The sequence below is a fragment of the Streptomyces sp. NPDC058092 genome, from assembly GCF_042884935.1.
Classification (GTDB): Bacteria; Actinomycetota; Actinomycetes; order Streptomycetales; family Streptomycetaceae; genus Streptomyces.
Map to the genome: position 1 here is coordinate 613,174 of NZ_JBHVSY010000001.1, position 19,999 is coordinate 633,172.

Annotated in this window: 15 protein-coding genes; 11 read left to right on the plus strand and 4 right to left on the minus strand. The window is 70.4% G+C overall.

The window, feature by feature from the left end; genetic code table 11:
* The first annotated feature begins 181 nt into the window (after nucleotides 1-181).
* A complete protein-coding gene (locus tag ACFVV1_RS03000; RefSeq protein ID WP_389983474.1) occupies nucleotides 182-679 on the plus strand; it encodes a MarR family winged helix-turn-helix transcriptional regulator in 498 nt (165 codons plus the stop codon).
* Nucleotides 680-721: 42 nt separating this feature from the next.
* Here the strand turns inward: ACFVV1_RS03000 and ACFVV1_RS03005 are convergent, their stop codons facing one another.
* Nucleotides 722-1,507 (minus strand): hypothetical protein, encoded by a 786-nt coding sequence (locus tag ACFVV1_RS03005; protein ID WP_389983477.1) that lies wholly within the window; start codon nucleotides 1,505-1,507, stop codon nucleotides 722-724.
* Between the two features lie 366 nt (nucleotides 1,508-1,873).
* Between ACFVV1_RS03005 and ACFVV1_RS03010 the strand changes: the two genes are divergently transcribed.
* From ACFVV1_RS03010 to ACFVV1_RS03030, 5 genes are read left to right on the plus strand one after another with little or no spacing between them, the layout of a single operon-like run.
* A complete protein-coding gene (locus ACFVV1_RS03010; RefSeq protein ID WP_389983480.1) occupies nucleotides 1,874-4,780 on the plus strand; it encodes a nitrate- and nitrite sensing domain-containing protein in 2,907 nt (968 codons plus the stop codon).
* Nucleotides 4,777-5,259: a roadblock/LC7 domain-containing protein gene (locus ACFVV1_RS03015; protein WP_389983482.1), complete on the plus strand. Its 483-nt coding sequence runs from the start codon at nucleotides 4,777-4,779 to the stop codon at nucleotides 5,257-5,259. Before ACFVV1_RS03010 ends, ACFVV1_RS03015 begins: the two co-directional genes overlap by 4 nt.
* The gene (locus tag ACFVV1_RS03020) at nucleotides 5,256-5,669 is read left to right on the plus strand and encodes a DUF742 domain-containing protein (protein ID WP_383755846.1); all 414 of its coding nucleotides are present in this window, start codon (nucleotides 5,256-5,258) and stop codon (nucleotides 5,667-5,669) included. The genes ACFVV1_RS03015 and ACFVV1_RS03020 overlap by 4 nt, the downstream gene beginning before the upstream one ends.
* Nucleotides 5,650-6,300 carry an ATP/GTP-binding protein gene (locus ACFVV1_RS03025; RefSeq protein WP_389983485.1) on the plus strand — a complete coding sequence of 217 codons (651 nt, stop codon included), beginning with the start codon at nucleotides 5,650-5,652 and terminating at the stop codon, nucleotides 6,298-6,300. Before ACFVV1_RS03020 ends, ACFVV1_RS03025 begins: the two co-directional genes overlap by 20 nt.
* 30 nt (nucleotides 6,301-6,330) lie before the next feature.
* The gene (locus tag ACFVV1_RS03030; protein ID WP_389983488.1) at nucleotides 6,331-7,578 is read left to right on the plus strand and encodes a styrene monooxygenase/indole monooxygenase family protein; all 1,248 of its coding nucleotides are present in this window, start codon (nucleotides 6,331-6,333) and stop codon (nucleotides 7,576-7,578) included.
* Between the two features lie 81 nt (nucleotides 7,579-7,659).
* On the opposite strand, the gene ACFVV1_RS03035 is transcribed toward ACFVV1_RS03030, so the two are convergent.
* Nucleotides 7,660-8,859 (minus strand): NlpC/P60 family protein, encoded by a 1,200-nt coding sequence (locus tag ACFVV1_RS03035; RefSeq protein WP_389983491.1) that lies wholly within the window; start codon nucleotides 8,857-8,859, stop codon nucleotides 7,660-7,662.
* Between the two features lie 363 nt (nucleotides 8,860-9,222).
* Here ACFVV1_RS03035 and ACFVV1_RS03040 point away from each other — a divergent pair, with 363 nt between their 5' ends.
* The 5 genes from ACFVV1_RS03040 (at nucleotide 9,223) to kdpC (ending at nucleotide 16,540) form a co-directional block, all read left to right on the plus strand.
* A complete protein-coding gene (locus tag ACFVV1_RS03040; protein WP_389983494.1) occupies nucleotides 9,223-11,748 on the plus strand; it encodes a DUF4118 domain-containing protein in 2,526 nt (841 codons plus the stop codon).
* A 248-nt stretch (nucleotides 11,749-11,996) separates the two neighbouring features.
* Entirely contained in the window at nucleotides 11,997-12,068 is a 72-nt protein-coding gene (kdpF, locus tag ACFVV1_RS03045) for a K(+)-transporting ATPase subunit F (protein ID WP_389983944.1), read from the plus strand.
* A 13-nt stretch (nucleotides 12,069-12,081) separates the two neighbouring features.
* The gene (gene kdpA, locus ACFVV1_RS03050) at nucleotides 12,082-13,746 is read left to right on the plus strand and encodes a potassium-transporting ATPase subunit KdpA (protein ID WP_389983497.1); all 1,665 of its coding nucleotides are present in this window, start codon (nucleotides 12,082-12,084) and stop codon (nucleotides 13,744-13,746) included.
* Complete coding sequence (gene kdpB / locus ACFVV1_RS03055; RefSeq protein ID WP_389983499.1) at nucleotides 13,746-15,875, plus strand: potassium-transporting ATPase subunit KdpB; 2,130 nt, start codon at nucleotides 13,746-13,748, stop codon at nucleotides 15,873-15,875. Before kdpA ends, kdpB begins: the two co-directional genes overlap by 1 nt.
* Nucleotides 15,876-15,910: 35 nt before the next feature.
* Complete coding sequence (gene kdpC / locus ACFVV1_RS03060; RefSeq protein ID WP_389983502.1) at nucleotides 15,911-16,540, plus strand: potassium-transporting ATPase subunit KdpC; 630 nt, start codon at nucleotides 15,911-15,913, stop codon at nucleotides 16,538-16,540.
* A 116-nt stretch (nucleotides 16,541-16,656) separates the two neighbouring features.
* On the opposite strand, the gene ACFVV1_RS03065 is transcribed toward kdpC, so the two are convergent.
* Both ACFVV1_RS03065 and ACFVV1_RS03070 read right to left on the minus strand, forming a co-directional pair.
* The gene (locus ACFVV1_RS03065) at nucleotides 16,657-17,151 is read right to left on the minus strand and encodes a DUF3995 domain-containing protein (protein ID WP_389983505.1); all 495 of its coding nucleotides are present in this window, start codon (nucleotides 17,149-17,151) and stop codon (nucleotides 16,657-16,659) included.
* Between the two features lie 113 nt (nucleotides 17,152-17,264).
* Nucleotides 17,265-19,940, minus strand: coding sequence for a PQQ-binding-like beta-propeller repeat protein (locus tag ACFVV1_RS03070; protein WP_389983508.1), 2,676 nt, complete (start codon nucleotides 19,938-19,940; stop codon nucleotides 17,265-17,267).
* Nucleotides 19,941-19,999 lie beyond the last annotated feature (59 nt).

Consider the following 19,999-nt stretch of genomic DNA (forward strand, 5'->3'; position numbering starts at 1 on the left):
GGGCACGGGGAGTACCCCTGTCGGCATGACATGGTGTGAACATGCCATGCATGACGCTACGCACGTAGACCCGTGCTGCGGAAGGGGGCCTTGGCGCTGCCGTTGGTCTACGCCTGCGAAATACTGGCCGAGCTGCGGCGATGGCCGGCGGTGAAAGAAACTTTCAGCGGCAGGAAAGCTCATGAGGGGTGTTGACGTGCACGGGAGCGAAAGTACTGGTGAACCCGGCGCGACCGGAGAAAGTGGTGTGGACCACGCATTCCTTGCCCTGGAACGGGAGTTGGCTGTCTTTCTGCGCCGGGCGCGGGCCAACTCCGGCGAAATGGCGCGCGAGGTCCACCCCGAACTGGAGGCCGCCGCCTACGGACTTCTCGTACGGCTGGAGTCGGCCGGGCAGCAGCGGGCCACCGATCTCGCGGCCTACTTCGGGGTCGGCAAGGCGACGATGAGCCGTCAACTGCGGGCCCTGGAGAACCTCGGACTGGTGGCACGCGAGCCCGATCCGGCCGACGGCCGGGCCTCTCTCGTCCACCTCACCGCCGAGGGGCTGGCCCGCTACCGCAGCGTCCGCGACGCCCGCCGCGACCGCTATGTGCGCAAGCTCGCCGACTGGGACCGGGCCGAGGTGGCCGAACTGGCCCGGCTGCTGCACCACTTGAACGCCCGCGCGGAGGACTGACGCCCGGCCCCGGCTCTGTCCCTTTCCCCGGCTGCGTCCCCGTCACACCAGCGCGTAGACCGCCGTCGCGTCGTCATGCGTCTTGCCGCGGCGCAGAAACGTGCGTTCCGTGTCCGCGTCCTCAAGTGCCCTGACCCGGTCGATCAGCCCCTGCGTCCCCTCCTTGTGGAGCACCCCGAGGCAGTCCGCCCAGTCGCCCTTGCGGAACATCTCCGTCCAACGGGCCGCCCCGTCGGTCATCGCGGCCAGCGCCCGCACCCGGTCGAGCGGGGTGCGTCCGGTGACCGCGCGGGCCGCCACGGCGGGATCGGCGGCGGCCGTGAAGAAGCCGCCCTCCTTGTTCCGCACCGTGGCATCGGCGATCGCGTCACTGGCCAGCGAGCCCGGCGGCAGGCGGTTCAGCCGGTCGTCGAGGAGGGGGTGCACGGTCCCGTCGGGAGCTTCGAGCAGCAGTACGGAATCGGAGAGCACCAGGTGTTCGACCTCGCGTTCGTCCCAGCGCGCCATGACGACCGTTGCCTGCGGCGTCCGCACGTGAGAAAGGTCACACGTGGAGCGGTGTGCGCCGGCGGTGCGCCGGATGGACTCGGCCAGTATCTCCTGGAGGGTCAGATCCCGTCGCGAACCAGACAGTTCGACCAGCGAGCCACCCAGTCGTGCGGTGAACCAGGGGACCGAGTGCACACAACCGTCGTCACCCGGTGGCGGAGTCACTCCGTCGAGCAGGACCAGCGTCCCGCCCTGGCCGGAAGCGGGCAGGGCGGTCGCGGCCCAGTCCTCGTTCGGGCGGTCGGGGGCGCCGGGGGCGGTCGCGAGTTCCATGCGCATACAGCCAGTCTGCACGACGCCTTCACGAGCCCTGCACGGTCCGGTGTTGGCCTGTACCAGCAGGTCAGGCGGATGCCAGGAGCGGAAGGAATGGCTCCGTACGGCATGCGGGCGGGCATCCTGCCAAAGCCCGGGCGGAAGTTCCAGCCGACGGGCCAGGTGTGCCGGGCGCGCCCCGAGGGGAGACTTGTTCGTCAACTCCGGAGTGATGTTCACTCGTTCAGGTGGCGGAGTGGTTGATGCGCGCCCCCCTCTCAAAAGCACTGGAATGGTCAGAAGCCGTACCAGCGGTCGGGGGCGCTCGTTCATATGTGACCGTGCGTCACCTCTGCTTCAAGGGCGGACGAGTCAAGATTGCGAGCACCGGTGCAGAAAAAGCGGCCTCGGAGCAAGGGCAGTAGGCACAGCGGTTCCGGGCTGACGCCTCCGGCACCCGCCGAGAGCGAGGGCACCCGTCGCGCGGTGCGCGTACGCAGTCGGCTGGTCGCCGGTGTCGCGGTCGTCGGTATCACCGTCATCGCCGCGGGAGCGCCCGCGGCCCTCAGTGCCTCCGCCGACCTGAACGACTCGCAGCGGCTGGTCACCCTCGCCGAGCTGAACCAGCAGGCCATCGCGCTGGCCCACGCCCTCGCCGACGAACGTGACGAGGTCACCGCGTACATCGCGGCCGGCCGTGACGAGGAGTCCGGCCCGGCGGGCGAGGGCAAGGGCGACCCCGGCAGCCGGAGCGCCCGCGTCGACCAGCGGGTGGACGAGATCAGGGGCGCGGCCCCGGCCGCACTGCGCCGCGACCTCTCCACCATCCCCTCCCTGCGCCGCGACGCGCTCAGCGGCAAGGGCACGGCGCTGGCCGCCCATCAGGCGTACTCCGAGGTCATCGCCAAGCTCCAGGACCTCGCCGACGAACTCGCCGAGAAGACCCCGCCGCGCGCCGCCGAGGCCACCCGCGCCCCGCTCGCTCTCGGCCGGGCCACCGAGCAGGCCTCCGCCACCCGCGGGCTGCTCCTCGCCGCGCTGTCCGTACCCCGCAAGGTCACGACCCCGCAGTTCGACCAGATCACCGGACTGCCCGTCCAGACCCAGGACCAGGGCAGCAGCAAGGACGACCGCACCCGTGACGAGCTGAGCGCAGCCGCCCAGCAGGCCCGGGTCCGCGAACTCGCCTCGCTCGCCGACTTCGACCAGGCCGCGGGCTCCACCGCCCGCGACAAGCTGTCGTCCACCGTCACCGGGCCCGAGGTCAACAGCGCGGAGAAGTACCTCAACTCCCTCACCGACCGCCCCGAGCTGTCCGAGTCCGACCAGCGGACCAGCAGCAAGAAGGCCGAGGCGGCCCTCTCCGCCCGGATCGACCGGATGCGGGGCGTCGAGTCCGCCCTCGGCACCGCACAGGTCCAGCACCTGGAGCAGCTCCGCGACGACGACGTCACCGCGCTCGAACTGCGGATCGCGCTGCTCGGCGGCTGCCTGCTGATCGCCATCGGCGTCTCCACCGCCGTGGCCCGTACCCTCACCCAGCCGCTCGCCGTCCTGCGGATCGGCGCCGCCCGCCTCGTCGCCGAGCCCGACAACGCCGAACCGGTCCGCTACACCGGCCGCAACGACGAGTTCGCCCAGGTCGTACGGTCCATCAACGCCCTGCACGGCAAGCTGCACGGACTGCTCCACGAGTTCAACGGCCGCTTCGAGAGCCTGGAGACCGAGCGCGGCGAGCTGATCGCCGGACGCGAGGCGCTCACCCTCCAGCGCGCCGAACTCCAGGTCATGGCGTCCGACCTCACCGCCCAGCTGGAGCGGCTGAAGAACACGGTCCACCACACCTTCGTCAACCTCTCGCTGCGCACCCTCGGCCTCGTCGAGCGCCAGCTCGGTGTCATCGAGAACCTGGAGGAGCGCGAGCACGACCCGGAGCGGCTGGCCACCCTCTTCAAGCTCGACCACATGGCCACGGTCATGCGCCGGCACAGCGAGAACATGCTGGTCCTCGCGGGCGCCGAGCACGGGCACGGGCACGCGGGCCCGATCCCGCTGGTCGACGTGTTGCGCGCGGCCGTCTCCGAGATCGAGCGGTACGAGCGGGTCACCATCCAGTCCCTGCCGCCGCACGCCCAGATCGCCGGTTTCGCCGCCGACGACCTCAGCCACCTCGTCGCCGAACTCCTGGAGAACGCGACCTCCTTCTCCCCGCCCGACTCCCATGTCCAGCTCTCCGGCTGGCTGCTGGAGACGGGCGAGGTGATGCTCTCCGTCCAGGACGAGGGCATCGGGATGTCGGCCGTACGGATGAGCGAGCTCAACACCCGGCTCGGCGACCCCACCTTGTTCGATGCGGGGGAACGGGACGACAAGGCGGCGTCCGGTGCCGGGCTCGGCCTCCAGGTCACCTCGCTGCTGGCCGCGCGCCACGGCGTACGCGTCCAGCTGCGCGACCACAACGGCAGCGGGGTCACAGCGGTCGTCGTCCTGCCCCAGGCCCTGCTGCCGAAGGCGCCACCGGCCGCCACGCCGCCGCCGCTGAAGGTCCCCGGCGACACGCCCGCGCTGAACCTTCCGGGGTCGGTCGCCGAGGCCAACTCCAACGCGCTGCCGGCGCGCACGCTCGCCCTGCCCGGCGACCCGCTGATCGCCGCGGCCGAGCAGACGATCCGCGAGTCCGGGGCGGCCGTTTCCGAGCCGGTCTCCGAGCCGGTCTCCGAGCCCGTTTCCGAGCCCGTTCCCGACCCCGGGCACACGGTGGACAACGCCCCGGCCGCCGCCGAGGCCGAGGCCGAGACCACGATGCAGGTCCGGCTCCCGGTGGTGCCGGAGTTCGCCGACGTCCCCGAGTTCAGGGCTCCCGACCCGTACGCCATCGGCCCCGACCGCCACGAGCGCACCGCCGACGAGTCCCCGGCCCCCGCGCCCGTCGCCGACGCCCTGCCCGGCCCCCGCAAGGCGGAGCCGCAGCCCCAGCAGCAGGAGCGCATCACGGACAAGGGGCTGCCCAAGCGCACCCCCAAGGTCGTCAAGCCCACCACGGAATCCGGCACGGAGCGCAAGGGCAGCCTGGACAAGGAGGCGCTGCGCCGTCGGCTCGGCGGCTTCCACCAGGGCGCGAAGAACGGCCGCCGGGACGTCGAGGCGGAGATCGCCGAGATCACGGCGACCCAGCCGTTCCCCGGGGCCGCGGTACACGCCGGGCGCCCCGCACATACCGAGCCCAGTGACCCGGCCGACCGTAACGACGGCCGAACCGATGAGACGGGGGACACAGTCGAGGAGGCACGCAGTTGACTGCGCCCAGCACATTCGGGCTGAGTACCGAAGCCCGGAATCTTCACTGGTTGCTGAGCAATCTGGTGGAGGAGGTGCCAGGGGTCCACTCGGTCACCGTCGTCTCGTCCGACGGACTGATGCTGCTCTCCTCCGACCCCGGCCATCTGATCACCCACGAGGCCACCGGCCGGCAGGACGGCCCCAGGGGCTCCAGCGCCGACCTGGCCACCATCGTCTCCGGCATCGGCAGCCTCACCGTCGGCGCCGCCAAACTGATGGACGGCGGCGGCGTCAAGCAGACCATGGTCGCCATGGACGAGGGCAGCGTCTTCGTCATGTCGATCAGCGACGGCTCGCTGCTCGGTGTGCACGCCACCCCGGACTGCGACATGAGCGTCATCGCGTACCACATGGCGCTCTTCGTCGGCCGAGCCGGACACGTACTCACCCCCGAACTCCGCAGTGAATTGCGCAAATCGATGGAGAGCACCCAGTGACGCCCGCTGCTGAACCCGCCCGCAGGCTCCCCGTCCGCGGGTCCGACCGAAGGCCCGCACGGGTCCGCCCGTACTCCCTCACCGGCGGTCGTACCCGCTTCGGCCACGTCCTGCTCGTCGAGACGTTCGTCGCCGCGCTCGAAGCGCCCGAGGAGCGCCGCGAGCTGACCAACGGCAACCTGTCCACCCGGGTCATGCCGGAGCTTCAGGCCATCGTCGAGATCTGCCGCCGGATGCGTACGGTCGCGGAGATCTCCGCACTGCTGAAGATGCCGCTCGGCGTCGTCCGGGTGCTGATCAGCGACTTGGCCGACCAGGGAAAGATCCGCGTGTACGGGACCGGTCACGGCACCGGCCAGCCCGACCGCGCACTGCTCGAAAGGGTGCTCAATGGACTCCGCCGTCTCTGAGTCGCCGCTCTTCGCCCCGCGCCAGCCGGGAGCCAGGGACCAGGCCGAAGAATCGCTGCAGGCCTGGCAGTTGGACCACACCAGGGCCCCCATCGCCACGAAGATCGTGGTCGCGGGCGGGTTCGGCGTGGGCAAGACGACCTTCGTGGGGTCCGTCTCCGAGATCACCCCGCTGCAGACCGAAGCGATGATGACCCAGGCCAGCGAGGAGACCGACGATCTCTCCGCGACGCCCGACAAGCTCACCACGACCGTCGCGATGGACTTCGGCCGGCTCACGCTCGACGACGACCTCGTGCTGTACGTGTTCGGCACACCGGGCCAGCAGCGCTTCTGGTTCATGTGGGACGACCTGGTGCGCGGCGCGATCGGCGCGGTCGTGCTCGCCGACACCCGGCGGCTCGCCGACTGCTTCCCCGCACTCGACTACTTCGAGAGCTGCAGCCTGCCGTACATCGTTGCCGTCAACCACTTCGAGGGAACGCCGGGGTTCGAGCCGGAGGACGTCCGGGAGGCCCTGACTGTCCCGCCGCACGTGCCTGTTGTGATCATGGACGCGCGTAACAAGATCACCGTCGTCGAGTCGCTGCTGGCCCTCGTGGGCCACGCCCTCGACGCGACCCCGGCATAGCTCGCACGCAACACGTAACGGAGAACCGCGATGCGGAAGATACTCATAGTCGGAGCCGGCCAGTCCGGTCTCCAGCTCGCCCTCGGACTGCAGTCCAAGGGGTACGAAGTCACCCTGATGTCCAACCGCACCGCCGACGAGATCCGGTCAGGCCGGGTCATGTCGACCCAGTGCATGTTCCACACCGCGCTCGAGTACGAACGCGACTACCAGCTCAACTTCTGGGAGTCCCAGGCCCCGCGCATCGAGGGCCTCGGCGTCTCGGTCGCCGCGCCCGACTCCTCGCGCGCCGTCGACTGGGTCGGCAAGCTGGACGGCTTCGCCCAGTCCATCGACCAGCGCGTGAAGATGGCCGGCTGGATGGAGACCTTCGCCCAGCGCGGCGGACAGCTCGTCATCCACGGTGCCGCCGTCTCCGACCTGGACTACTTCTCCCGTACGTACGACCTGGTGATGGTCTCCGCGGGCAAGGGCGAGCTGGTCTCCATGTTCGGCCGGGACGCATCCCGTTCGCCGTTCGACGCCCCGCAGCGCGCCCTGGCCGTCGCGTACGTCCACGGAATGGGCCCGCGCCCCGAACACCCCGAGTTCGACGCGGTCCGCTGCAACCTGGTCCCCGGCGTCGGCGAGCTCTTCGTGATGCCGACCCTGACCACGTCCGGCCGCGCCGACATCCTGTTCTGGGAGGGCATCCCGGGCGGCCCGCTCGACGCGTTCCAGGGCATCAAGGACCCCTCCGAGCACCTCGCCAAGACGCTGGAGCTCCTGGAGCGTTTCCTGCCATGGGAGTACGCCCGCGCCACCAAGGTCGAACTGACCGACGCCAACGGCACCCTGGCGGGCCGTTACGCCCCGACCGTCCGCAAGCCGATCGGCCGGCTGCCCGGCGGCGGTCTGGTCCTCGGCGTGGGGGACGTGGTCGTCGCCAACGACCCGATCACCGGCCAGGGCTCCAACACGGCCTCCAAGTGCGCGAACTCCTACCTGAACTCGATCATCGAGCACGGCGACCGCGAGTTCGACGCGGAGTGGATGCAGGCCACGTTCGACCGGCACTGGGAGACCACGCAGCACGTCGTGAAGTGGACCAACGCGATGCTCGGCGTACCGCCGGAGCACGTACTGAACCTGATCGGCGCCGCCGGCCAGCTCCAGCCGGTCGCCAACCGCTTCGCCAACGGCTTCAACAACCCGGCGGACTTCGAGAACTTCTTCTTCGACCCCGAGAAGACGAACGCGTACCTCGCCGAGGTGTCCGGCGCCGCGTCGGCCGCCTGACCGCAGCAAACGGGCCGAGTCCCGTCGGGAACCCGACGGCACTCGGCCCGGCTGTCATCCACGGCCTCCGTCGCCCGGGGCCTACCCCTGGGGCGCCGAGGACGAGCCGTACCCCGCGTCCGATCCCGCGGACGCCCCCTGCGGAAGCTGCGGCGCCTCGTACGCGGACAGCGGCACGCCCTGCGGATCCGGCCGTACGGCGCCCAGCAGCGGGTTCGACGCCAGCGGCGAGACCTTCACCTGCGCGCCCGGCCGGGGTGCCTGCACCACCAGACCGTTGCCGACGTACAGCGCCACATGGGTGGCCTTCGGGAAGTAGATCACCAGGTCACCCGGGCGCAGCGTGTTCAGCGGCACCTTCGGCAGCTGCCGCCACTGCTCCTGCGAGGTCCGCGGAATGACCCGGCCCGCCTTCGCCCAGGCCTGCGAGGTGAGCCCCGAGCAGTCGAACGAGTCCGGCCCCTCCGCGCCCCACACGTACGGCTTGCCGACCTGCCCGATCGCGTACCTCACCGCCTGGCCGCCTGCCTGGGACGGCGGCTTGACCGAGGACAGCGCGCCCGAGGCGGCCAGCGCGCCCTGGGCCTTCGCCGTGCCCTGCTGCTCCAGCCGGGCCAGCTCGGCGAGCTGAGCGGCGGAGAGCCTGGCCAGCTTCGCCTCGACGACCTTGAGCCGCGACTGCACGGCGTCCCGCTGCTTCTTCCGCTTCGCGGCCAGCACCTGCTGCCGGCCCAGCACCTTGCGCGACTCGGTCGCCAGCTCGTCCGCGCGCTTCTCCGCACCGGCGAGCCGCTTCACGGTCGCCGCCTGCCCGGTCGCCGTCCGCCGGATCACGTGCTCCTGGTCCAGGAAGTGCTCGGGATCGGGGGCCAGCAGCAACCGCAGGTACGACGACAGGTCCGACCGCCCCTGGTACTGCTCCCGGGCCAGCTCTCCCGCCGCGTCCCGACTGCCGGCCAGCGCGACGCGGGCGGCGCCGAGCGAGGCACTGAGCTTCTTCGCCTGCGCCGTACGCTTCTTCAGCTCCGCCGCGGTCCCGTTGTACGCCTCGGTGGCCTCCTCGGCCTGCTGGTACAACGTCTGCAACTCGGTCAGCAACGATGCGACGCCCCTGCCCGCTGCCGCGGGGGCCGGGGCGGGAACGGCCGTGGGCGCGACGGACGGCTTCGCGGCACCGCTCGCCTCCGGTCCCGGCTCAACGGGTGCGGCGGCTGCCGGCGAGGCTACGACGATCGTGGCCAGCGCCGCGGTGCAGACCACGCTCAAGACTCCGCCTGACACGACATCACCTCCGGTGACGGGGCGAATCACGGAACTACCCCATAAGTGAGCGCAACGAATCAATACGGTCACCCGGTGTCAGGAGATTCAAGAACCCTGCGGTGTGGCGACAGACGGATTCGCCCGGAAGGCGGTGAGCGGGTGCGGATGCCGGGGGCTTCGGCTACGGCCTGTCCGGCGGATCAGGGACAGGGTTGCGGTCCTCTCGTAACGGGTGGCGAGGCAGCCCCGCTGGTTCGGACTCGATGGACCTCGAGCGTGCCCCTGCGGGCCCGGGGCCGGTGCCGTCGAGTGGAGCGGCGCGGAAGGGCGCACCATGGTAGGACGCGAGCACGACATGGAGTACCTGCCAGGAGTTCGCCGGTGGCACGTGGACAGTTGCGGATCTACCTCGGGGCGGCCCCCGGGGTCGGGAAGACGTACGCCATGCTCGCGGAGGGGCAGCGGCTGCGTTCACTGGGCGCGGATGTCGTCGTGGGCTTCGTCGAGCCGCACGGGCGTCGGCCGACCGCGGCCATGGCCGACGGTCTGGAGACGATTTCCCGGCGTACTCTGGCCCATCGTGGTGCGGCGTTCTCCGAGATGGATCCGGACGCGGTGCTGGCCCGCCGCCCTCAGGTCGCGCTGGTGGACGAGCTGGCCCACTCCAACGTTCCGGGGGCCCGCAATGCCAAGCGGTGGCAGGACGTCGAGGAGCTCCTCGACGTCGGCATCGACGTCGTCACCACGCTCAACGTTCAGCACCTGGAATCCCTCAACGATGTGGTCCGGCAGATCACCGGGGTCAGGCAGCGCGAGACTCTGCCCGACGAGGTGGCGCGTCGCGCCGATCAGATCGAGCTGGTCGATCTGCCGCCCGAGGTGCTGCGCCGCCGTATGGTGCACGGCGACATCTACCCACCTGACCGCATCGAATCCGCCCTCACGCACTACTTCCGGGTCGGCAACCTGACCGCACTGCGGGAACTTGCCTTGCTGTGGCTCGCCGACCGGGTGGAGGAGGGGCTGCAGCGCTACCGGGCCGAACACGGCATCTCCGTTCCTTGGGAGACCCGGGAACGGATTCTGGTGGCCCTGAGCGGTGGCCCGGAGGGCGAGACGCTCATCCGCCGCGCCGCGCGGATCAGCGCTCGTACGCCCGGCACCGAGCTGCTGGCCCTCCACGTGGTCCCGGAGGACGGGCTCACCGGCGTCGACCCGGCTGTACTGAACGCGCAGCGCACCCTTCTGGAGTCGCTCGGCGGCAGCTACCACCAGACCACGGGCGAGGAGGTTGCCGATGCCCTGCTCCAGTTCGCCGAGGCGGAGAACGTCACTCAGATCGTGCTGGGCGCGAGCCGGCGCGGCCGTCTCGCCTCCTTTCTGAGAGCAGGGGTGGGAGAGCGGACGGTCAAGCGGTCCGGCCCCATCGACGTGCACATCGTCACCCACGAGGAGGCGGCAGGGACCGCGGTGCCGACGCTTCCGCGGCCGAGTCGTGGCACGGGCCCACGGCGGTACTGGACCGCGCTGGCCGGTGCCGTGGTGCTGCTGCCCGTACTGACGCTCCTGCTGATCGCGCTCCGTGGCCACCTCGGCCTCGCCGGCGACCTGGTGATCTATCTGCTTGCCGTGGTCGGGGCCGCCCTGGTCGGCGGTCTCTACCCCGCACTGTTCGCCGCGGTCGCCGCGGCGCTGCTCGCCGATTACTACTTCACGGCACCGGTGCACTCGCTGGCCATCGAGCGCGCCGACGAGATCGCCGCGCTCGTGGTCTTCATCGCCACGGCCGCTCTCGTCGGCACGGCAGCCGGAACAGCCGCACAGCGTACGCATCAGGCCGTACGCGCGACATCGGAGGCGAAGGCGTTGAGCCGCCTGGCCACCGCCATGATGCGGGGGCAGGAGCTGCCGGCGCTGGTGGAGCAGATCCGGGAGAACTTCGGCCTCAGGGCGATCAGCCTGCTCGAAAGGGATCCCAGAGCATCCCCCGTGCCCCGCTGGTACGTGGTCGCCAGCGCCGGGGAACGGCCGCCGGAAAAGCCCTACGAGGCGGATGTGGAAAGCCCGGTCGACGACAACCTCACACTGGCCGCCTGCGGCAAAGGACTGAGCACGGAGGACCAACGCGTCCTCGCAGCGTGCGCGGCCGAACTGGGGCTGGTCCACGACCGGGGGCGTATCGTCGGGAGCGGCGGTGCCACGGACGCTCTCGCAGCCGCCGAACGCACCCGGGCATCTCTGCTCCTGGCAGCAGGCCGCGATCTGCGTGCTCCATTGCGCACTGCCCAAGAGGCGCTCCAGCGCTTGCGGCATCGGCGTGCCGGCGAGCCGGTTCCCGAGGAGGCGCAGCTTCTGGACGCGGCCCGGGCGGCCGTGCACCGGGCGGCGCAGTTGGTCACCGATCTCGACGATCTGAGCCGTCTGCATGCCGGGGCCCTCGACCTCTACCTCCGCCCGGTCGACCTCGGCGAGGCACTGGGCGCCGCCCTGGACGACCTCGGGCCCGGTGGGCACTCGATCGTTCTGCGCCTGCCGGAACAGCTGCCTGACGTGATCGCCGACGCCGCGCTCCTCACCCGCGCCCTGACCGCCCTCGGGGCCGACGCACTGCGGCACAGCCCGCCGGACCGGCCCCCCGTCTTCACCGCCGAGGCCCGGGGCGACCGCCTGGTGATCCAGGTGAAGGACGGGACGCACGGCCCGGGCCCGGAGCCGGGCACAGCCGCCACCAGGGCATCGAGTACCCGGGGTGACAGTCTGGCCCTGCGGCTGTCGCGCGACCTCACCGAAGCCATGAACGGTGTCCTGGAGACGACCGTCGAGGACGGCGGGGCCGCCTTCTCGGTGGCGCTCACTCTTCCGAGCGCCACGCCCGGCGGCAGTGTGACGTTCGGCCGTGCCGGGTGAGTACCCACGCTTCACGTTCACCTGATCGGCCCGCGGAGCGTCAGGTCACTCCCGAAACAAACTGATATAGCGTCAAAAATGAGCCTTCGCGCCATATTCCGGCCAGGGTGAACAGTCCCGCCTCTGATGCCTCTGCGAGGTGCTTCGCGTATGCCGGACGTAGCATTCATCGGCCTCACGGTCGTGGTGTTCGCACTCATTGGTCTGATCGCAAAGGGGGCCGGACGTCTGTGAGCGCGGAAAACATCGTGGGCTTGATCGTTGCCGTATGCCTCGTGATCTACCTGGTCGTCTGCCTGATTTTCCCCGAGAAGTTCTAGGCGGAGAGGCCGGATGAACGACACTCTCGCGGGATGGCTCCAAGTACTCGCCCTGGCGGTCGCGCTGGGACTCTCCTTTCGGCCGCTGGGCGGCTACATGGCCCGCGTCCTGACCACCGATCACCATGGGCGGGCGGAACGTCTGATCTACCGGGCAGGCGGAGTGAACGGCGACGCCGACCAGACGTGGCCGGTCTACCTGCGGAGCATCCTGGCCTTCTCCGCAGTGTCGGTGGTGTTCCTGTACGCATTCCTCCGCCTGCAGAACCATCTCCTGCTGTCTCTGGGAATGAAGCCGGTCAGCGCGGACCAGTCGTTCAACACCGCGGCATCCTTCGTCACCAATACCAACTGGCAGTCGTATTCCGGCGAATCGACCATGGGTCATCTGGTCCAGATGGCGGGCCTCGCGGTGCAGAATTTCGTTTCGGCGGCTGTGGGCATCGCCGTCGTCGCCGCACTGATCCGGGGCTTCGTCAGGAAGAAGACCGATCGCGTCGGAAATTTCTGGGTCGACCTGACTCGGATCGTGCTTCGCGTTCTGCTGCCCCTGGCGTTCGTCTTCGCGATCGTTCTGGTGGCCGCCGGTACGGTTCAGAATTTCCACCCGATCCACGACATCACCACCATCGCAGGCGGACACCAGAGCATGACCGGGGGCCCCGTCGCCTCCCAGGAGTCCATCAAGGAACTGGGCACCAACGGCGGTGGCTTCTACAACGCGAACTCCGCGCACCCCTTCGAGAACCCCAACGCCTTCACCAACCTGATCGAGATCTACCTCATGCTGGTCATCGCGTTCTCGCTGCCGCGGACTTTCGGGACGATGGTCGGCGACAACCGACAGGGCTACGCGATCGTTGCCGTGATGGTACTGATCTGGGGTGCGTCGGTCGCCCTCGTGACCGCCAACGAGCTGCACAGCGTCAGCAGCACGGCCGGTCACGCGGCCGGCGGAATGACAGAGGGCAAGGAGACGCGGTTCGGGATCTGGGCCTCCGCCCTGTTCGCCGCATCCACCACCCTTACGTCGTGCGGAGCGGCCAACTCCTCCCACGACTCGTACACGCCGGGCGGCGGCGGAATGACGATCTTCAACATGATGCTGGGGGAGATCGCGCCCGGCGGCACCGGATCCGGGCTCTACGGAATCCTGATCCTGGCGATCGTCACGGTCTTCGTCGCCGGACTGATGGTCGGCCGTACGCCCGAGTATCTGGGCAAGAAGCTCCGGGGCCGGGAGATGAAGCTCGCCTCGCTCTACATCCTGACCACACCCGCGCTCGCCCTGGTCGGTGCGGGGCTGACCATGGCGTTACCGGGGGAGAGGGCCGCCATGCTCAACTCCGGACCGCATGGCTTCTCCGAGGTCCTGTACGCCTTCGCGTCGGCCGCGAACAACAACGGCTCGGCGTTCGCGGGGCTGAGCGCGAACACCGTCTGGTACAACACCGCACTTGGTGTGGTCATGCTCGTCGGCCGGTTCCTGCCGATGGTGTTCGTCCTGGCGCTCGCCGGCTCGCTCGCCGGGCAGCAGCCCGTTCCGGTCACCGCGGGCACCCTGCCCACCCACCGGCCCCAGTTCGTCGGTCTGCTGACCGGAGTGATCCTCATCGTCGTCGGTCTGACGTACTTCCCCGCGCTCGCACTGGGCCCCCTCGCGGAGGGTCTGCACTGATGTCCACGACCGCCACTTCCGCTCCCACCCCGCCCGGCGGCGGGCGTCGCCGGCACCGGGTCTCGGGCGGGCTGCTCGATCCCAAGCAGCTTCTGACGTCCTTCCCCGAAGCCCTGCGCAAGCTGGATCCGCGCTCGATGGTCCACAACCCCGTCATGTTCGTGGTGGAGATCGGAGCAGTCCTGACCACGCTGTCGGCCATCAGGACACCCGGTGTCTTCGCTTGGGTGATCACGGTATGGCTCTGGCTGACGTCCGTCTTCGCCAACCTCGCCGAAGCCGTGGCCGAAGGACGCGGCAAGGCCCAGGCGGAGACTCTGCGCCGCACCAGGACGACGACGACCGCACGCCGTCTCACCGGCTGGCGGCCCGGCGCGATGGACGCAGCAGAGGAGGAGGTTCCGGGCGTCGACCTCCGTCCGGACGATCACGTCGTCGTGGAGGCCGGGCAGGTCATCCCCGGCGACGGCGATGTGGTCGAGGGCATCGCGAGCGTCGACGAGTCGGCCATCACGGGCGAGTCGGCACCGGTGATCCGCGAGTCGGGCGGCGACCGGTCGGCGGTCACGGGCGGTACCAAGGTGCTCTCGGACCGGATCGTCGTGAAGATCACCTCGAAGCCGGGGGAGACCTTCATCGACCGGATGATCGCACTCGTGGAGGGGGCCGCGAGGCAGAAGACACCGAACGAGATCGCGCTCAACATCCTGCTGGCATCCCTCACGATCATTTTCCTGATCGCGGTGGCGACCCTGCAGCCCTTCGCCGTCTTCGCAGGGGCCGAGCAGACCATCGTCGTCCTCGTCGCCCTCGTCGTTGCCCTGATCCCCACGACGATCGGCGCGCTGCTGTCGGCGATCGGCATCGCGGGCATGGACCGGCTCGTGCAGCGCAACGTGCTGGCGATGTCCGGGCGCGCGGTGGAGGCCGCCGGCGACGTCAATACTTTGCTGCTCGACAAGACCGGCACCATCACCCTCGGCAACCGTCAGGCCGCCGAGTTCCTGCCGGTGGACGGGGTGACCACCGAAGAACTCGCGGATGCCGCCCAACTGTCGTCGATCGCCGACGAGACGCCCGAGGGCCGCTCGATCGTCGTCCTCGCCAAGGAGCAATACGCGCTGCGCGGCCGTAGTGAGGGTGAACTGGCCCAGGCACATTTCGTACCCTTCACCGCTCAGAGCCGGATGAGCGGTGTCGACATCAGTGATCCTCAGGACAATCGGTCCTTGCGCAAGGGAGCGGCGACGGCCGTGATGCGCTGGGTCCGTGACAACGGCGGCCACCCCACGGCAGAGGTCGGCGCCATCGTCGACGGAATCGCCGCGAGCGGCGGCACTCCGCTGGTCGTCGGCGAAGTGACTCGGCATGGCGAAGCGCGCGGCGCCCGGGTCCTCGGCGTCATCCACCTGAAGGACGTCGTCAAGGAAGGCATGCGCGAACGCTTCGACGAACTGCGCCGCATGGGCATCAGAACCGTCATGATCACCGGCGACAACCCGCTGACCGCGCGCGCCATCGCCCAGGAGGCAGGGGTGGACGACTTCCTTGCCGAGGCCGCGCCCGAGGACAAGATGGCCCTGATCCGGCGCGAACAAGAGGGCGGCAAGCTGGTCGCGATGACGGGCGACGGTACGAACGACGCGCCCGCGCTCGCCCAGGCCGATGTCGGCGTGGCGATGAACACCGGTACCTCGGCCGCGAAGGAGGCCGGGAACATGGTGGACCTGGACTCCAACCCGACCAAGCTCATCGAGATCGTCGAGATCGGCAAGCAACTGCTGATGACCCGCGGCGCGCTGACGACCTTCTCGATCGCCAACGACGTCGCGAAGTACTTCGCGATCATCCCGGCGATGTTCGCGATGGTCCACCCGGGCCTGGACAAGCTCAACATCATGCGCCTGCACAGTCCGACCTCGGCGATCGCCTCCGCGATCGTGTTCAACGCGCTGATCATCATCGCGCTGATCCCGCTCGCGCTGCGCGGTGTGCGCTACCGGCCGTCCTTCGCCGCGAAACTGCTCAGCCGCAACATCTGGATGTACGGGCTCGGCGGGCTGGTACTGCCCTTCGTGGGCATCAAACTGCTCGACCTCCTCATCCAGTTCATCCCCGGACTGCGCTGACAGACGTCCCGACGACAGAAGAAGGCGATCCCACGGTGCGCACCCACCTTCCCCCCGTACTCCAGCACCATCTGACCGCCTTGCGGATACTGCTGGCGTTCACCCTGCTCACCGGCATCGCCTATCCGCTGCTCGTCACCGCCATCGCCCAGGCCGGTCTCTCCCACCAGGCCGACGGCTCGCTGCTGACGACGAACGGCAAGCCAGTGGCCTCCTCACTGATCGGCCAGAACTTCACACTGCCGAAGAAGAATCCCCAGGACGCGCAGGAGCCGCTGCGCCCCGACCCCACGTGGTTCCAGCCCCGCCCGTCCACGGGCGGCTACGACCCCATGAACTCGGGCGCCTCCAACCTTGGACCGAACAACACCGATCTGATCGGGACCGTCCAGGACCGCCTTGCCGCCGTCGCCGCCTTCGACGGAGTTCCGTTCTCGTCCGTCCCCCCGGACGCCGTCACCGCCAGCGGCTCCGGCCTCGACCCGGCGATCTCCCCGGCGTACGCCTACGAACAGGTCGACCGTGTCGCGAAGGCGCGCCACCTCGCGCCCGCCAAGGTCAGGATGCTGGTCGCCCAGCACGTCCAGGGACGTGTTCTGGGCTTCCTGGGGCAGGAGCACGTCAACGTAGTCGCACTCAACCACGATCTGGCCAAGCTGGTGTGACTCAAACATGGCCCGCCAGGACCTCGCACTCGTCCGGTTTCGGGTTCGCCGGCGCCCACAGTTCGTCGTTCACGCCACGGTCTCGGATCCTCTGTTCGCCGTTCCCCGAAGCGCCGTCAGGCGGCGCCGCTGCTCGGGCCCTCCGCTCTTCCGGTCTCCCGTGCAGCCAGACCGAAGACGAGTCCACCGATCAGGAACCAGGGATTCCACAGCAGCAGCGTCCATAGCCGCTGTTCCGGGCTTACGGCTATCTCCTGGCCCGCAGTGTCGGTCAGCAGCAGCACCTCGACAGTGATGCCGCGCACCAGCAGCACAGCGCAGACACACCAGCCGAGGGTTTTGACCACCCGCCCTGCCAGGCCACGAGGCCGCGGCCTGGCGAGAAGCCGTCCCAGCACACCGCCGACAAGGCACAGCAGTCCCACGCCCCACAAGCCCACCGCCACGAACCAGCCGGGGCGTTCCTCGGCCAGGGGCCCCGCCGAGACACTGAGGCCCCAGCTGCCGCCCAGCGCCCAGTAGAAATGAAGCACGGCGAAGGCGACCGCCCAGGCACACGCGATACGTCCCCACGACCCCGACGTCGGCTTTTCCTGCGGATCTTCATCCATAAGCGAGGAGCATGCCACCACCGTGGCACGCCGCCGCCGGCATCGCTGAGAAACCAGCACGCCCACCATCCGGTCGGCCACCACATGCCACCGGACACATCGGACTTGACCGGCTAGGCGACCGGGAACGCGTAGAAGATCCTCTCGCGCTGGATGACAGCGGTCGTTCCGGACGCCAGCACCCGGTACGGGGCGGTGACCGCGGGGCCCTTCGGGTCCTGGGAGCCGATGTCCTGGAACTTCCACAGCCGGCGTCCGTCCTGTGCCGTGAACGCGGTGACCTGGGACGCGTCCGCGGCCAGCAGTGTCCTGCCGGTCGTACTGAGGGTCACCGCGGGGGCGGCGGTGCCGGGGGCGGCCTCCGTGGAGCGTCGCCAGCGCAGTCGGCCCGTCTCCCGTTCCACCGCGCCGACCTCCTGGTTGCGGTTGGTGGTGTGCAGCAGCGTGCCGGTGGCCACGGGGGTTCCGTACGGGGTCCCCGTGGTGCCGTTCAGCGTCCACTTCGGTTTGCCCGCGGGGAGTTCGAACGCCTGGAGGTCGTCGCCCACCGCCGCGTACAGCACGTCCCGGTCGTCGCCCAGAGCCGCCGCGTCCGGTGCGACCGCGCCGAACGACCGGCTCCACAGCTGCTTCCCGGTCTTCTGGTCGAAGCCCCGGAAGACGGCCTTCCCCTTGGCGGCCTGCACGTCGCCGGGGGTGAGCGAGGCCGGGCTCTGGCGTACGACGAAGTCGTCCTGCCCGGTCGCGATCAGCCGGTACACGGGGGCGGCGGGGCCGCGCCCGGTGGGTACGGGGGTCCGCCACAGTTCCTTGCGCCGGAGTACGTCGTACGCGAAGAGGTACGACCTGACGACCTGGGTGTCCTTGCCGCGCTTCTTGCCCTTCTTCGGGGGCGGGGCCTTGACCGTGACCTTGTGGGACCCGGTGAACCAGACCACCGGGCCGAACGTGCCGACGATGTGCGAGACCGCGAGGCCCGGCGTCCCGGTGAACTGGTCCGCGTAGCCCGCCCGGTGCACGACCTTGCCGTCCTTCGGCGACAGCCACAGGAACTCGGTCGGACCCGCGACGAAACAGAGGTCCTTCCCCGCCGGCAGCGCGGCGCGCCCCTTGGCGGCGTCCGCGCTCTCCCAGACCCGGCGGCCGGTACGCAGATCGATGCCGGCCGCCTTCTGCTCGCTGGTCACGACCAGCAGCCGGTCGTTCCAGGGGGTGGCGGTGAGCGGCGGCGGTTCGGCCGCCGGGTGCCGGTACACCCAACGCGGCTGCGGCGGCAGCCCCGCGACGGCGGCACCGCTGTGGCTCGGTGCGGGCTTGGGATCGTCCGTCGTGCCTCCGTCCCCGGACCCGAACGCAAGCACCCCGCCTCCGCCGACCACCAGCCCGGCGGCCCCGGCGGCGAGCCCGATGAAGAGGCCGCGTCGATCGAGCGTGGGGGAGGCGGGGGACGGTGCGGGAGTTACGGGGGCCGGAAGCGGGCGGGGCGGCATGGGCGCGGCGGGCGGGAACACAGCAGGGAGCACGGCGGAGGGACCGGCGGACGGGCCGGCAGGCGGGCCGGTGAGCTCGCGCGGGACGGACAACTGGGTCGTCCGCCGGTCGGTCGTCGGTACGTGGCGCCCGATGTCCCCGAGCTGAGTGGTACGGGTGTCCCCGGCGGGTGCGGGGGAGGTGGTGGTCGCGGGTTCCAGGGCGACTGCGCCGACCGGTGCCCCGGCCGATGGGCCCGACGGTGCGACGGCGGGGGCGTCGGTCGGCTCATCGGCCGGGGCCGCGTCCACGGGTCCGTCGACGGGTCCCGCGGCCGGCTCGCCGACGGCCCCCTCCGTCGGGCCGCTCACCGGCGCATCCACCGGATGCCCCGCCTCGGCCAACTCCCGTACCCATACCCCCTGTTCCATCACCGCGGTCGCCAGCCGCTCCGGCAGCCAGCCGCCCTTCGCCAGGCCCGCCGCTCCCTCCAGGGCCAGCTCCGCCGCCACCGTTCCCGCGGTCGGCCGGTCGGCCGGGGCCTTCGCCAGGCAGCGGGCGATCAGCTCGCGCAACTTTGCCGGGACCGCGCCGAGTTCGGGGTTCGTGCGGGCGATCCGTTCGGCGCCCTCGGCGGCCGGGCCGTCGGCGAGCGGGGTCGTACCGGTCGCCGCGTACGCCAGCAGCAGGCCCAGCACGAAGAGGTCGGAGGCCGGACCGGGCTCCTCGCCCTCGACCTGTTCCGGGGTGAGGTAGGCGAGCCGTACGGACAACTGCCCGCCGGGGCGGGCGTCGGCGGCGGCCGCGGCGGCCAGCGGGCCGAACGCGGTGAGCCGCGGCCCGTCCTCGGCCAGCAGCACCGTCCGGGGCGCCAGGCCCTGGAGTACGGCTCCGGTGGCGTGCACGCGGGAGAGGGTCTCGGCGATGCCCGCGCCCAGTATCCGCACGGCACGCTCGGGAAGCGGGCCCATGACCTCGATCGCCTCGGAGAGCGTCAGCGCGGGTACGTAGGGGCCGGCCGTCCACAGCAGGCCGTCGTCCGCGTCATCCGCCGGGGTGTCCAGGTGCGGCTGGACCCAGCCGCCGGCCAGCCGGTCCGCCGTGCGGGCCTCCGCCTGGAAACGGCGCCGGAAGGCGGGCAGCGCGGCGAGTTCGGGACGGGCGACGGTGAGCAGCACGGGCCGGCCGGTGGTGCCCCCGTCCCTGCCGGTGGCCGCGTCGTGTGCGACGTACTGTACGGCGCTCGCGGTCTCGCGGAACCGCGCCAGCGCGGTGTACGGACCGATGCGGCGTGGATCGTCCTGACGCAGCGCCTCCATGGCGCACCCCCTTGCTGACCGTGCCCGGCACCAGAGCGTCGATCTTAGACCGGCCCCTC

Bases quoted from the DNA above. Each gene is read 5' to 3' on its own strand.
- ACFVV1_RS03000 (WP_389983474.1), top strand. From the start codon at position 182: ATGAGGGGTGTTGACGTGCACGGGAGCGAAAGTACTGGTGAACCCGGC.
- ACFVV1_RS03005 (WP_389983477.1), bottom strand. From the start codon at position 1,507: ATGCGCATGGAACTCGCGACCGCCCCCGGCGCCCCCGACCGCCCGAAC.
- ACFVV1_RS03025 (WP_389983485.1), top strand. From the start codon at position 5,650: ATGGACTCCGCCGTCTCTGAGTCGCCGCTCTTCGCCCCGCGCCAGCCG.
- ACFVV1_RS03030 (WP_389983488.1), top strand. From the start codon at position 6,331: ATGCGGAAGATACTCATAGTCGGAGCCGGCCAGTCCGGTCTCCAGCTC.
- kdpA (WP_389983497.1), top strand. From the start codon at position 12,082: ATGAACGACACTCTCGCGGGATGGCTCCAAGTACTCGCCCTGGCGGTC.
- kdpB (WP_389983499.1), top strand. From the start codon at position 13,746: ATGTCCACGACCGCCACTTCCGCTCCCACCCCGCCCGGCGGCGGGCGT.
- ACFVV1_RS03065 (WP_389983505.1), bottom strand. From the start codon at position 17,151: ATGGATGAAGATCCGCAGGAAAAGCCGACGTCGGGGTCGTGGGGACGT.
- ACFVV1_RS03070 (WP_389983508.1), bottom strand. From the start codon at position 19,940: ATGGAGGCGCTGCGTCAGGACGATCCACGCCGCATCGGTCCGTACACC.